General features: G+C 40.1%; 9 protein-coding genes and 4 tRNA genes. 11 read left to right on the forward strand and 2 right to left on the reverse strand.

Features of this window, described 5'->3' with window-relative positions; translation table 11 throughout:
- Positions 1–961: 961 nt before the first annotated feature.
- The 6 genes from ABJV04_RS19350 to ABJV04_RS19375 all read left to right on the forward strand — a co-directional run bounded on the left by ABJV04_RS19350 (position 962) and on the right by ABJV04_RS19375 (position 6,933).
- Complete coding sequence (locus ABJV04_RS19350) at positions 962–4,099, forward strand: S8 family serine peptidase (protein WP_348493241.1); 3,138 nt, start codon at positions 962–964, stop codon at positions 4,097–4,099.
- An 860-nt stretch (positions 4,100–4,959) separates the two neighbouring features.
- Positions 4,960–5,036, forward strand: a tRNA-Met gene (locus tag ABJV04_RS19355).
- A gap of 24 nt (positions 5,037–5,060) precedes the next feature.
- Positions 5,061–5,145: transfer RNA gene (locus ABJV04_RS19360), tRNA-Leu, on the forward strand.
- A 7-nt stretch (positions 5,146–5,152) separates the two neighbouring features.
- Positions 5,153–5,227, forward strand: a tRNA-Gln gene (locus ABJV04_RS19365).
- Between the two features lie 38 nt (positions 5,228–5,265).
- A tRNA-Gln gene (locus ABJV04_RS19370) sits at positions 5,266–5,340 on the forward strand.
- Between the two features lie 135 nt (positions 5,341–5,475).
- Complete coding sequence (locus tag ABJV04_RS19375; protein ID WP_348493242.1) at positions 5,476–6,933, forward strand: alanine/glycine:cation symporter family protein; 1,458 nt, start codon at positions 5,476–5,478, stop codon at positions 6,931–6,933.
- A gap of 27 nt (positions 6,934–6,960) precedes the next feature.
- Here ABJV04_RS19375 and ABJV04_RS19380 read toward each other — a convergent pair whose 3' ends face one another.
- Positions 6,961–8,121 carry an FAD-dependent oxidoreductase gene (locus ABJV04_RS19380; protein WP_348493243.1) on the reverse strand — a complete coding sequence of 387 codons (1,161 nt, stop codon included), beginning with the start codon at positions 8,119–8,121 and terminating at the stop codon, positions 6,961–6,963.
- A gap of 254 nt (positions 8,122–8,375) precedes the next feature.
- Between ABJV04_RS19380 and miaB the strand changes: the two genes are divergently transcribed.
- The 5 genes from miaB to lnt are packed head-to-tail and all read left to right on the forward strand — an operon-like array spanning position 8,376 to position 13,741.
- Entirely contained in the window at positions 8,376–9,812 is a 1,437-nt protein-coding gene (gene miaB, locus ABJV04_RS19385) for a tRNA (N6-isopentenyl adenosine(37)-C2)-methylthiotransferase MiaB (protein WP_348493244.1), read from the forward strand.
- 23 nt (positions 9,813–9,835) lie between these two features.
- A complete protein-coding gene (locus tag ABJV04_RS19390) occupies positions 9,836–10,882 on the forward strand; it encodes a PhoH family protein (protein ID WP_348493245.1) in 1,047 nt (348 codons plus the stop codon).
- Positions 10,879–11,337, forward strand: coding sequence for an rRNA maturation RNase YbeY (ybeY, locus tag ABJV04_RS19395; RefSeq protein ID WP_348493246.1), 459 nt, complete (start codon positions 10,879–10,881; stop codon positions 11,335–11,337). The genes ABJV04_RS19390 and ybeY overlap by 4 nt, the downstream gene beginning before the upstream one ends.
- Before the next feature lie 33 nt (positions 11,338–11,370).
- On the forward strand, positions 11,371–12,231 hold the full coding sequence (gene corC, locus ABJV04_RS19400; protein WP_348493247.1) for a CNNM family magnesium/cobalt transport protein CorC: 861 nt from the start codon (positions 11,371–11,373) through the stop codon (positions 12,229–12,231).
- A 13-nt stretch (positions 12,232–12,244) separates the two neighbouring features.
- The gene (gene lnt / locus ABJV04_RS19405) at positions 12,245–13,741 is read left to right on the forward strand and encodes an apolipoprotein N-acyltransferase (RefSeq protein ID WP_348493248.1); all 1,497 of its coding nucleotides are present in this window, start codon (positions 12,245–12,247) and stop codon (positions 13,739–13,741) included.
- 123 nt (positions 13,742–13,864) lie between these two features.
- On the opposite strand, the gene greA is transcribed toward lnt, so the two are convergent.
- Complete coding sequence (gene greA / locus ABJV04_RS19410; protein ID WP_348493249.1) at positions 13,865–14,341, reverse strand: transcription elongation factor GreA; 477 nt, start codon at positions 14,339–14,341, stop codon at positions 13,865–13,867.
- Positions 14,342–14,441 lie beyond the last annotated feature (100 nt).

A 14,441-nucleotide genomic window follows, 5' to 3' on the forward strand; every position in this document is an offset into this window, starting at 1 on the left:
ACGTTTAGTGTCTTTACCCGAAGGTTTTGTCACTAGGTCACTGCCCTTTGGCGTTACCTTAAAATCTTGTCTGCTGAGTGAGTCCGTTAGGTCTCTCTCAAGCGGGAGGCGTATTCTACACTTCCGGTATTTGATGTCAACAATTTATTTAGTTTTTTTTGAATTTATTTCAAATCGCTATATTGTCTCCATCCCGCTTCACACTTGCCTTGCGGCTTGCTCTTAAACAACCTATTAAGCTGATTAAGAAGAGACATTCTTTAAAGTTTGTCCCGAAGCGAGGCGCGCATTCTACAGAGCATAATCGGAAGATCAAGCGCTATTTTAAAATAAATTGAAAAAACCGTTTGTTTGCTGATTTTTGCATCAATTAAGCCGTTTTTGCAGGTTATTTAGGGAGTTAATATCCCCCTGGGCAATCCCTAAGGTAATTAGTAGTCTTATTATGACTTAATAATGTAAGTGTTACTTGCTTATATATAGGAAGGTGACATCTTTTTATAAAGGTGACATCTATTTAGGAAGGTGGCAGCTATTATAAAGGAAAGCGATATCTTTTAACGGCCTTACATTTTACATATCAAAAGATACCAACGGCTAGTTCTCGTAGAGTACTTTAAATTTAACACCAATAATTGAGGTGACTCACAGTCAATGAATAAACAAATCGTATAGCAATCAATCAAATTTATGTCAGTATTTTTAACAACTTATGATTAAATCATTGGCGCTCAAAAAAAATTATTATATATATCAGCGGGCTATATAGAGGGAATGTTTCTTGCTTTACTTAAAAGTCTAATCTACGACCACAACAAAAAATAAAACAAATGTTTTCAAGTTGTAGAGATTAGATTTGGCTATCTTAGTCAAGTTACCAAACCAAAGAAGTTTGGAAAGCGTTTCTATACGTAGGCAGTAACAAGCTGCTCATAATTATAAAACAATAAAGGAAGATTCTATGTTACGCAAACAGCTAACAGTGCTCGGAACAGGGTGCTTTTTGGCGATGTCTGTGCATAGTGCTTTGGCATTATCAAATTCAGACCGCAGTTTACTCACCTTAGATGGTACTACCACCCATAATTTAAAAGCCACCTCAAGGTACATTGTCCAATTAAAAGACCAACCTGCAATTAATGGTGTTAAATCAGCTACTTTGCCATCTAAAGCAGATGGGATTTTAAGTACTGCTAAATACGATGCAAATTCAGTAGCATCAATTGCATATCGCCAACAACTAGTTAATAAACAAAAACAAGTAATGAGTAGTGTTGGTGTAACGGAAGCAGTCTATACCTATGAGCATGCTTTTAACGGTTTCGCAGCAGTCTTATCGGAAGCTCAAATTGCAAAACTAAAAAGTAATCCAGAAGTTTTGAATATTTGGCCAGATGAAGTTAGACATATGGATACGTCAAATACACCTAGTTTTTTAGGTTTAACGGCTCCTAATGGTCTTCATACTTTAGGTAATAAAGGTGAAGATATGATCATTGGGGTGGTCGATTCAGGTGTATGGCCTGAAAACCCTAGCTTAGATGATGAAGGTTATGCACCTATCCAGGATACAAGACCTGAATGGCCAGCAGCTGAAGATGCTTGTGATGTAGGTACCGACCCATTATTTAGTTGTAATAATAAATTGATTGGAGCGCGTTATTTTAATTCAGGTTTCGCTCCCGAATCAATCTTACCAGGTGAGTTTGATTCTCCTAGGGATGCTGACGGTCACGGTACTCACACCATGACTACAGCGGGCGGAAATGAAAATGTAACAGCATCTATATTAGGCCTTGAAGTAGGTACTGTGACAGGTATGGCTCCTCGAGCTCGTGTCGCAGCCTATAAAGTTTGCTGGAATGGCAGTGCAGAAGGCAATAGCGGATGTTTCCCTACTGATTCTGTAGCAGCTATAGATGCTGCAGTTGCTGATGGAGTAGACGTAATTAACTATTCAATCAGTGGTAGCACTACTGCATTGGTTGATCCCGTTCATGTTGCCTTTTTCAACGCAGCCCAAGGGGGTGTATTTAGTTCACTTTCTGCTGGTAACTCAGGTCCAGGCGCACAAACTGTCGCCCATAATGTTCCATGGGTAACGACAGTTGGCGCATCAACATACGATGGAGATGCAGAGGTTGTGGGGAAATCTCTTAATGTGAGTTATGGCGATACGAATGACGCATATTATTCATTAGGTGGTTCAATTACTTCTCCAATTCCTGACGAAGGTCTTAGTGGTCAATTGGTAGCGACATCTCCAGAATTGATGTGTGATGAAGATCCAGATATTTTTACTGGTAACAATCCAATTACAAATGCTGAAGAAATTGACGGAAATATCGCTTTAATTTCTAGAGGTTCATGTGCATTTTCAGAAAAAATTCTATATGCACAAGAAGCTGGCGCAGTCGGGGTGGTTGTTTATTCAACTGCTGAAGCGATCGTCATGGGCGGTGAAAGCACTGGAATCAATATTCCTGGTGTGATGATCTCTAATTCTGATGGATTGGAATTAGTAGATTTAGTAGATGAAATGGTTGTAAGTGTTACCTTAACCAATGATGGTATTTCTGGTGGCATAATTTCAGAAATTGGCAATCAGATGGCGGGCTTCTCTTCACGTGGTGAAAGTCTAGCAACAGCAGATATCATTAAACCTGATATCACAGCCCCGGGGCAGCAGATACTAGCAGGAACTTCTGGTTCTCAAATTGACAGCGGACAGATGGGCGAAAGTTATGCTTACTTAAGCGGTACTTCTATGTCTTCACCTCACATTGCTGGCTTAGCCACTTTAATTAGAGAGGCTCATCCAACCTGGAGTCCTGCTGCTGTTAAATCTGCAATAATGACCACAGCTAGACAAAACCTTACAAAAGAAGACGGCTTGACTGCTGCTGACCCATTTGACTATGGTGCTGGTCATGTCGATCCTAACTACGCAGTTGATCCTGGTTTAGTCTATGACGCTAATGAGTTTGATTACTGGGCATTCCTATGTGGTCAAGGCGAAGCAGCGTTTACAGAAACAACTTCAGGTTATACCTGTGCAGCCTTTGAAGGTGCTGGTTATCCAACGGATGCGAGTGACCTCAACCTACCTTCTATTGCAATTGAACAACTTGCTGACACGCAAACCATTACACGATACGTGACTAATGTGAGCGATTCTGACAGTTATGTTGCTACAGTTGATGCACCTGAAGGTATTGATGTAACCGTAAGTGTTTACGATTTTGCCACAGATACAATTGTTGACTCCGATACTATGAGCTTTAACGATGATGGTTTAGGTATCTATCAAGTTACCTTTGCTAAAAACGATAGCGCTGTAATCGATGAGTGGGTATTTGGTGATATTACATGGACTGATGGAAGTCACGATGTGCGCAGTCCAATAGCCATCAAACCTACTGCACCACTTAGAGTTATTGCTCCTGAAACAGTGAACATGACGACTACAAGCTCTGTTGCTCGAGTAACCTTGTCAGCGGATATTGGTTATAATGGTAGATTTTTCGTTCAAGGAATCGGTCTTGATACTGCAGATGTATTTTTAGATACAGTTGCGCAAGATGCTGACCAAGAATTCGCTTTCAACGAACCTGGTTTAGGGTTTTACTTTGTAGACGTACCTGAAGGTACACGCATCGCTAAATTTGCTCTTTATGACGAAGATCAAAGTATAGAAGGCGTCGATTTGGACCTTTTTGTATACGCTTGTCCTGGCTTTAGCTGTTCAGAAGTTGGTTCTAGTTTAACTGCAACATCTGATGAATCAGTTGTCTTAATTGATCCTGAGCCGTTAGCTAATTTGGGTGGTAGTGACATTTACGTAGTATTTGTACACGGCTACTCATTAAACGGCGCAGACAGTGTTGTAGCTCCGTTACACGTCTGGACTGTTGATGAGTCTGGCAAAAGCAAATTGACCGTCGTAGCTTCTTCGGTAGCTGTTGAAGGTCGTACTAGCCGAGCTTATGTTGGTATGTATGGACTGCAAAGTGGTGAAAACTACGTTGGTGGCGTCATATATAAAGACGAAAACGGTGACGAAAATGCGCTAACAGTTCTTGATGTAGAAGCTCAATAATTCGTTAGTGATTAACCTATTTTAGTATGGGTTAATAGTTAGTTAATTCAAAAGCCCGCAATTGCGGGCTTTTTTATTTTTCTAGGCTTTTATAAAAAATGACATGAACAACGGAAAATAGAGTCCAATAAATACAGACACACTAATGTGGGCCTTAATACTATCCTCTACGCATTAAATAGTAATTTTGGTGTATAAACGCTTTGTTTTAAAACCATGATTACAGAAGTCTTCACGCTTAACGTAGAACCACCTTTCAACATCTCTCTCTTTATACTTAGAATCAAATCTAACCAAATACGCATAAACTAAACTCAAGTTAAAAAATACTGAGTAAGCTACATAAGTATATCCAATGCCCTACTAACAGTTCTTTTCGTTAAGTTCGTATGAAACTTCAATCGTCTAATCTGACATTTGAGATATTAATAAACTAATTGTTCGACTCCCCATCGTATTGAGCAGCACCTGCTCATAATATATTGTTGTCTTGTTATCGAACCCTCAGCATGGAAATAAACCACAGGGACACCACTGTATTGCAATTTATTATTTACTGCCAACAAGTAAGAGTGGGATTTTAACCCTAATAAATAACGTAATTAGGCTATATCCCGCTTAATAGACTAAAAATAGTTTTAACTAATGGCACTTCCCTTTGCTTTTTAAAGCAAAGCAATCATTCATATTTGCTAAAACAACGGATGATTTTGTATAAATATATGCCATTTTGTATATTTTTTAAGTTAGCTTGGTTAGATATCGAGCAAACAAACAATTCCGTTAAAAAAAGTGTTGACGACCCCAAACCTAATCAGCATAATACGCGCCACTCCAGAGAGGAGTACCCAAAGATAGATGGCTACGTAGCTCAGCTGGTTAGAGCACATCACTCATAATGATGGGGTCGCAGGTTCGAGTCCCGCCGTAGCCACCAAGTCTTGTTTTAGGACAAGCATGTGCGGAAGTGGTGGAATTGGTAGACACGCTGGATTTAGGTTCCAGTGCTTCACGGCGTGAGAGTTCAAGTCTCTCCTTCCGCACCATCTTTGTTGGGGTATAGCCAAGCGGTAAGGCAGCGGGTTTTGATCCCGCCATTCGTTGGTTCAAATCCAGCTACCCCAGCCATCTTTTGCGTAGTAAGTGCATTTGCACTTACTGCCATTTGGGGTATAGCCAAGCGGTAAGGCAGCGGGTTTTGATCCCGCCATTCGTTGGTTCAAATCCAGCTACCCCAGCCATATTTAAGCCCAAGATTCTGTCTTGGGCTTTTTTATTTCTAGCAAATTCTCTCCCTTCCCTCTCCAACCCTTTACTTAAGTACAGGATCACTTCAAACTAAACCAAATAAAAATTATAAATGGCTAAGGATCAGAGTGATAAACGACATTGTAAGTTTCATAAACGATTTACTATGGAACAGAGGGTTAAGTGTTTTATGGGAAACCGAAGCAAATCAATCTAGCTTTTACGTTCCAATACTTGCGCTCATGTTGGTATGTGCTGGTATATGGTTCACTATAAGGTTGGGATTTTTACAATTTCGGCACTTCGGGCACATGTTTAGCATCATGAAAAACAGTACCAAAAGTGATGCTTCCGGCATAAGTTCATTTCAGGCACTGTGTACCAGTTTATCTGCTCGTGTTGGAACGGGAAATTTAGCAGGTGTCGCAGTAGCTATCTCATTAGGCGGCTCTGGTTCTATATTTTGGATGTGGATGATTGCTTTACTTGGTATGGCAACAGGATTTGCAGAGAGCGTTTTAGGTCAACTTTATAAAGTAAGAGATATTAACGGTGAGTTCCGAGGTGGTCCTGCTTACTATATTCAACAAGGTTTGAATAAGCGTTGGTTAGCCGTGCTATTTTCGTTGTTTCTATTTTTAGGTTATGGCTTTATTTTTAGTGCCGTACAAGCTAACACCATTACCGATGCCTTAAACCACGCATATGAAATACCAACCCATTATTCAGGTCTAATTATAATCCTGATGGCGGGAATGATTGTGGTTGGTGGCCTTCGTGCTATTGCAAGATTTGCTGAATGGATAGTGCCCTTTATGGCCATTACCTATGTTCTGGTAACCCTAGGTATTACCATCGCTAATTTTGATCTTGTGCCTGCAATGCTTGCGGATATTATTTCCTCAGCCTTTGGTTTGAATGAAGCTGCAGCAGGTGCTTTAGGAGCAGCGATTAAAAACGGTATCCAACGAGGACTTTATTCCAATGAAGCGGGCTCAGGAAGTGTGCCTCACGCCGCAGCGGGTGCTTCGCCTAATCCTAACCATCCAGTTTCACAAGGCTATGTGCAAATGCTTGGTGTCTTTATCGATACCATGATCCTATGTACTTGCACTGCAGTTGTTATATTATTAGCTGGAGGATCAAGTAGTGAGCAAATGGAAGGCATACGCTTAACACAAGACGCAATGGGTAGCCACTTAGGTGAATTTGGTGGTGATTTTGTTGCTGCAGCCATTAGTTTATTCGCATTTACCTCTGTTGTTGCAAATTACGCTTACGGCGAGAGTAATTTGCATATGTTCAAGCTAGACAACAAAGTGGGACGATGGGTTTACACAGCGGGTTATCTATTGATGATTTTCTGGGGGTCAATGGCTTCACTACCTAAAGTTTGGGCAATGGCCGATATGGCGTTAGGGTTGATGACCTTTATCAATATTATTGCCATAGTAATGATGACGCCTACAATAGTGGCAATTAGTCAGGATTACTTTGAAAAACGTAAAAGAGGTCAAGAGCCAGAATACGTCAATGGAGACTGTGATATTCAAGGTGAAACCGAAAAAGGAATTTGGGGGAAATAAGCTTACCCTATTAGGATTGGCGCAACTTTAGGCCAATCCTAATGCTACCTTCATTACTTGCTTTTTAATCGGCCCTGCCCTATCCGCCAAATTTAACCCAACATTTCTGAACAATTTTAAAGGTAAATTATCATTGCTGAACACCGCGTATATTGCATCCATGGTAGACATCATCAATAGATTTGATGATCTCCGTTTATTTTCATATTGTTTTAATAAATGATGGACAGAGTTTTCACTCTTATCCCAATCACTCAAGCATTCTAAAAGTGCAGCTACGTCACGGAACCCTAAGTTTACCCCTTGTCCCGCTAAAGGATTAATTGTGTGGGCTGCATCACCGATTAACACAGAGTTACCTTTACAATATTGATTTGCATGCATACGTGTTAGGGGAAAACTTGCGCTTTGCAATATTTCAAAATCACCCAGTTTATGGGGAAAGTTAGCAATAATTTGAGTTTTCAAATGGCTCATATTTAAGCGTTTTAACTCTGCAATTTTGGCTGCCGAGTCGTACCATACCAACGAAGCAAAGCCGTCATACAAAGGTAAAAATGCTAACGGACCTGAAGACCTAAATTGTTGCCAAGTTATATCTTGCTGTTTAGCATCCGCCAATTTTATGTTGATCCCCATTGCCTGTTGCTTATATTGCCAACCTTGCTGACCAATATTCAAATAACGTCTAACCTGGGAATTCCCACCATCAGCACCAACAAGAATTTTACACTCATATGATGCATTATCCTCGGTGCGAATAATATTTGGCGTTCCCAAGTGAATATCTTTAATGGTTGCGCCACTAACTAGGGTAATGTTTGGCAACATATTAATACGATTTAATAGTGACAACTGAATCAATCGGTTTTCAACAATGAACCCCAGCTGTTGTTGATTGATTTCATTGCAATCAAATTGTGTCGACCCTTTGTCACTCTCCCAAACCAGCATTTTTTTAAATGGGCAAAGACGCTTGGATTCAATATCTTGCCAAGCCCCCAAAGAGCTTAATAGGGTTTGAGCATTAAGGTTAATAGCCGATACCCGCATATCCGGTGGTTGCTCTGGAGCATAGTCAAAGGGTAGTTTAGCTTCAAACACGACCACATCAAGACCTTGTTGTGCAAGCCCTACAGCGGTAGCAGCTCCCACCATTCCTCCCCCAACTATACCTACATCAAACATATATTCACATCACGCTGAATTACAATTAATAGCTATATCATACTGAATTAAAGAGCGTTTATTCAGTGAATTATTGAAATATTTAGATACTGAGAATCTCTGGCAGTTAAATAATAGATGAAAGCTAGATCCTATCCTCAATTAACGTTAAAATAAGCGGTTCGATTAAGGCTAGCTTAAAAGAAGTTTGTCTCCCATAGACTGTCAATAATGACGTTTACATGACATATAAATATTAGGGTTTAAAACGCAATATGAGCAAAAAGTTATACATTAAAACGTGGGGCTGCCAAATGAATGAGTATGATTCGGAAAAAATGGCCGATCTACTTGATTCTACTCATGGTTATGAGCTTGCTGACGAAGCTGAAAATGCGGATGTTATTTTGTTGAACACTTGCTCTATTCGCGAAAAAGCCCAAGAAAAAGTATTCCACCAATTAGGTCGCTGGAAAAACCTGAAAAAAGATAAACCAGAGTTAATTATTGGTGTCGGTGGTTGTGTTGCCTCGCAAGAAGGTACAACTATAAGACAACGCGCACCTTTTGTAGATTTAATTTTTGGCCCACAAACCTTGCATCGATTACCAGAGATGATCAATCAGATACAAGGTGGCAGCAAATCAGTAATCGACGTTAGTTTCCCTGAAATCGAAAAATTTGATCGTTTACCGGAACCTCGAGCCGATGGTCCTAGCGCTTTCGTATCGATAATGGAAGGATGTTCAAAATACTGTAGCTTCTGTGTAGTACCTTACACTAGAGGTGAAGAAGTCAGTCGTCCGGTAGATGATGTTTTACTCGAAGTGGCACAACTTGCAGAGCAAGGTGTCCGCGAAGTTAATTTACTAGGTCAAAATGTAAATGCATTTAGAGGGCCTCACTTTGATGAAAGTATTTGTAATTTTGCTGAACTACTTGAGTTAATTGCTTCCATCGATGGTATCGACAGAATTCGCTATACAACTTCACATCCGGTTGAATTTACAGATGACCTCATTGAAGCTTACGCTTCTATTCCTGAGTTAGTTGATCATCTCCACCTTCCAGTACAAAGTGGCGCAGATCGCATTCTAAACTTGATGAAACGTGGCCATACCGCAATCGAGTTTAAATCTAAAATTCGTCGACTTAAAAAGATTCGTCCTGATCTTTGTATGTCTTCTGACTTCATTATTGGCTTCCCTGGAGAAACTGATGACGATTTTCAGGCGACAATGGATTTAATCCAAGCAATTGACTTTGATATGAGTTTTAGCTTCATATACAGCGCACGTCCCGGTACACCGGCGGCCGACCTACCCGATGATGTCAGTGAAGAAACTAAAAAACAACGACTACAAATTTTGCAAAGCAGAATCAACCAGCAAGCCTTACGAATCGCCAGAAATATGCTGAACACAGAGCAACGTATTTTAGTTGAAGGGCCTTCTAAGAAAAATCCAATGGAGCTATCTGGACGTACCGAAAATAATCGGGTTGTTAACTTTGAAGGCACGCCTGATATGATAGGTGAGTTTATCGACGTAGAAATTACGGACGTATTCGCAAACTCATTGCGAGGAGACGTTGTCAGACGTGAAAAAGATATGGGCTTAAGAGTCAGTGTTGCCCCTAAAACCATATTGTCAAAACAAACGGCACAAGAAAACGCGTTGGGCGTTCAGACGTTTTCACCAACATTAAATTAGATAAAAAAAGGTAAATTTTAATTTTGAGTACTATTGTCAGTAGCGAAGTATTTTTAGAACCCGCGGATAACAAACGGTTATCGAGCTTATGTGGACCATTAGACGACAACATAAAGCAAATAGAACGTCGTTTAGGGGTGGAAATTACCTATCGAAATAATGAATTTAAAGTACTTGGTGACCCTTCACAAAGTAACGGCGCAGCACAACTGTTGAAATTACTGTATATCGAAACTCAACCCGTCAAAGGAAAGGTACCGATTTTAGAGTCTGACCAAGTTCACTTGGCCATTCAAGAAGCCAAATGTCTTGAAAAAGCTGAAGCTGGGCATTACGGCAAAGAAGTACATATCAAAACCCGTAGGGGCGTTATTAAACCCAGAAACCCTAATCAAAGCCAATACGTGTCGAATATTTTGAATCATGACATCAGTTTCGGCGTTGGTCCTGCAGGAACGGGTAAAACCTATTTAGCCGTAGCGTGTGCAGTAGATGCTTTAGAACGCCAAGAAATACGTCGCATCCTGTTAACTCGCCCAGCAGTAGAAGCCGGTGAGAAGCTCGGATTTTTACCAGGTGACTTATCGCAGAAAGTAGACCCTTACCTGCGTCCCCTGTACGACGCCCTTTTTGAAATGCTGGGTTTTGAAAAAGTTGAAAAACTAATCGAACGTAACGTCATCGAAGTAGCGCCACTAGCTTATATGCGTGGACGTACATTGAATGATGCTTTTATCATCTTAGATGAAAGTCAAAATACCACTGTCGAACAAATGAAAATGTTTTTAACCCGGATTGGTTTCAATTCACGTGCGGTGATTACTGGCGATATTACTCAAATAGACTTACCCAGAGGGGTTCGTTCTGGATTGCGTCATACCATAGACGTATTGAAAGATGTCCAAGATATTTCTTTCAACTTCTTTACGGCTAATGATGTAGTGCGACACCCTGTAGTAGCTCGCATTGTTCGGGCCTATGAAGAGTTCGAGTCTGCACAAGAGAAAGCTAAGTTACAAAAACAAGCAGAACAAAGCGCAAAAGGCGACAATGAGAAATCTATCAAGTGAATATTGACTTAGATATCCAAATTGCTTGTGAAAATAACAACCTACCATCTAAGGAACAGTTTGAACTTTGGCTACAAAGCGCCCTAGCTGATCAACAAACTGAAGATACAGAGTTAACCATTAGAGTTGTTTCTCCTGAAGAAAGCCAAAACTTGAATGCAACCTATCGAGAAAAAGATAAACCTACTAATATTTTATCCTTTCCGTTTGAGGCCCCTGCTGAAATAGAACTTAGTTTATTGGGAGATTTAGTGGTTTGTGCAGACATTGTCGAAAAAGAAGCTAAGCAACAAAATAAACAATTATTTGATCATTGGGCACATATGATTGTCCATGGAAGCCTCCATTTACTTGGGTTTGACCATGAAAATGAAAATGATGCACAAATAATGGAAGGTCTAGAAGTGCAAATTTTAGCAAAATTAGGCATTGACGACCCCTATCAAGATCATTAAATATAGTGATCCAAGGAACCTAAAAAAGATATTATGAGCGAAGACAACCCCCACTCTACTAGCGGTTCTACGAATAAAAGCTGGCTAGATAAAATAGTACAAACTTTTAACGCAGAACCGAAAAGTAAAGAAGCATTGGTAGATATTATTTCCGATGCTGAACAACGAGAAGTGATTGACCCTCAAACCAGAGAGATGATTGAAGGTGTGATGGGTGTCAACGAGATGCGCGTTAGAGATATTATGATCCCTCGGGCGCAGATGATGACTATCAACGTTGACGAATCAGTGGAAGAGTTTCTTCCCGTCATGCTTGAATCTGCCCACTCGCGGTTTCCAGTCATAAACGAAGACAAAGATCATATTGAAGGCATTTTATTAGCCAAAGATTTACTAGCCTATGCATTCATTCCCGGAAAAGAATTCCATTTAAAAGACGTATTAAGACCTGCGGTCATTGTGCCAGAAAGTAAGCGGGTTGATGTCTTGCTCAAAGAATTCCGTCAAGAACGCTATCACATGGCAATTGTGGTAGATGAATACGGCGGAGTTTCTGGTTTAGTTACCATTGAAGATATACTCGAATTGATTGTTGGTGAAATAGAAGACGAACATGATATCGAAGAAAATGATTCTGATGATATTCGCCCCTTAAATACTTACACCTACTCGGTTAAAGCCCTTACACCCATTGAAGATTTCAATCAATTTTTTGAAACTCACTATGATGTAGAGCAAGCAGATACTATTGGTGGAATCGTTTTGAAAGCCTTTGGCCATATGCCGATGACCGAAGACGAGATAGAAATTGATGGTCTTATATTTAAAATTACTAACTCCGATAAACGCCGCTTGTTACAACTAAAAGTGACCTTGCCAAACAAAGAAGACTAAGTTTACGAAAACCATGCTGCATTATATCGGTGTTATTTTATTAGGTGCTTTACTCACATTTGCTTATGCACCTTTTTCACTTTGGTTTTTAACTCCGGTTTTATTGGCAGGATTCTTTTATCGGTTACTACTAACTAAATCAGGGTTTAAAACCGGCTTTGCATTTGGTTTAGGTTGGTTTGGTGCAGGAATTTCCTGGGTTCATGTTAGTATTGCAGACTTTGGTGGCCTTCCCTTAGTAGGCTCCTTAGGGCTAATGATTTTGCTTTGCAGTTTTTTGGCCTTATACCCTGCTTTGTTTGCTTTTATTCTCAAAAAATATTGTCAACCTCGCTACTGGCCGTTAGCCGCCCCTTTCATTTGGTTTTTAATCGAGTTCATTCGAAGTTGGTTATTTACTGGGTTTCCATGGTTATCTATTGGTTATAGTCAACTTTCTGGTCCCCTTTCAGGCTGGATGCCGGTTATCGGTGAAACTGGAGTGAGTGTTTTAGTAGTCGCGTTATGCGCCTCTATCGCTCTTAGTATTAAACAAAAAGTTTATCTACCTTCAGTAGCTTTGGTGAGTATCTTAATAATCGGAGGCTGGGCACTTAATTCAGTTAATTGGGTTAGCCCAAAACCAAACACGGTCTCCATTGCTATGGTACAAGGCAACATTAAACAAGAAATGCGTTGGGCGCCAGAAGAAGAGGCTCCCACCATGGAAAAATACCGTAAACTGACAGAAAGTCATTGGCAAAATCAGCTTATTATATGGCCTGAGGCAGCCGTCCCGCGATTGGAATCAACAGCTGAATCATTTTTATATGACTTAGATATCCAAGCTGCCAGCAATGACTCAGGTTTAATAACCGGTATTGTCAATTATGATTATGATTCTAGACAAGCCTTTAATAATCTAATTGCGTTAGGCAAGAAAGATTCTGCCGATACTGAAGGGCAATATCATTATTTGCACTCAAACCGCTATGACAAACATCACTTACTGCCATTTGGAGAATTCATTCCATTTGAAAGTTGGCTTAGAAAGTTAGCCCCAATTTTTGATTTGCCCATGTCATCCTTTACCAGAGGCGACTACTTACAAGCTAATCTGGTTTCAAATGGTATACATTTAGCGCCCGCAATTTGTTTTGAAATAGCATTCCCCAGACAAATCTCAGCAAATCTAACCCCAGAAACCGACTTTATTATAACGGTTAGTAATGATGCTTGGTTTGGCCACTCCCATGGCCCTGATCAACATTTAGAAATAGCTCAAGTGCGAGCCAAAGAATTTGGCCTTCCAGTTCTTCGGGCTACCAACAATGGGATTACAGCCTTCATCGGTTATGATGGCAAAATTATCAATCAATTACCGCAATTTCAGGCAGGCGTTTTATACGCTGATTTAGCCAGTACTTCTGGCTACACGCCTTATCGCAAATGGGGCGACCTACCATTATGGATTTTGAGTTTAATTGTTTTGGGATGGTTGTGGCGAGAAAAGATTAAAAGCACAAAGTAGTGTAATTAAAATGGATTGCTAATCACAGATTTAAGGATTTTGGCTAGACCAACGCCCAGCCAAAACACCTTTTATTCAATCTAAGTTACACCTCAGTTAGCGTAACTTTAGTTAATTTTGACGTTAAATATATTCCACTTGAGACACTTCATATTCCACCGTGCCAGCGGGTGTCTGAATGGTCACAATGTCATCTTCTTCTTTACCAATTAATCCACGAGCAATAGGTGAATTCACCGAAATTAGGTTATTTTTAATGTCTGACTCATCATCACCTACAATTTTGTAAGTTGTTTCTTCATCTGATTCAACATTGATAATGGTTACTGTGGCACCAAAAATAACTTTTCCGTTATTGGTTATCTTAGTTACATCAATAATCTGCGCATTAGATAATTTGCCTTCGATATCCTGAATACGGCCTTCACAAAAACTTTGCTGTTCACGAGCCGCGTGATATTCGGCATTTTCTTTTAAATCACCATGTTCCCTAGCCTCTGCTATGGATTGAATGATTTGAGGACGCTTAACAGATTTAAGTTCATTAAGCTCTTCGCGCAACATTTCTGCGCCTTTTGCTGTCATTGGATATTGATTCATTGATCAACGCTCACTTATTTGTGCTTTTGTTTATATTGAGGTTAATTAAAAAGTGCGCAGTGAATGCGCACTTTTATAACTAGAAAGTAAACTTAGTTTA

It is taken from the genome of Aliiglaciecola sp. (genome assembly GCF_039982535.1).
Lineage (GTDB): Bacteria > Pseudomonadota > Gammaproteobacteria > Enterobacterales > Alteromonadaceae > Aliiglaciecola.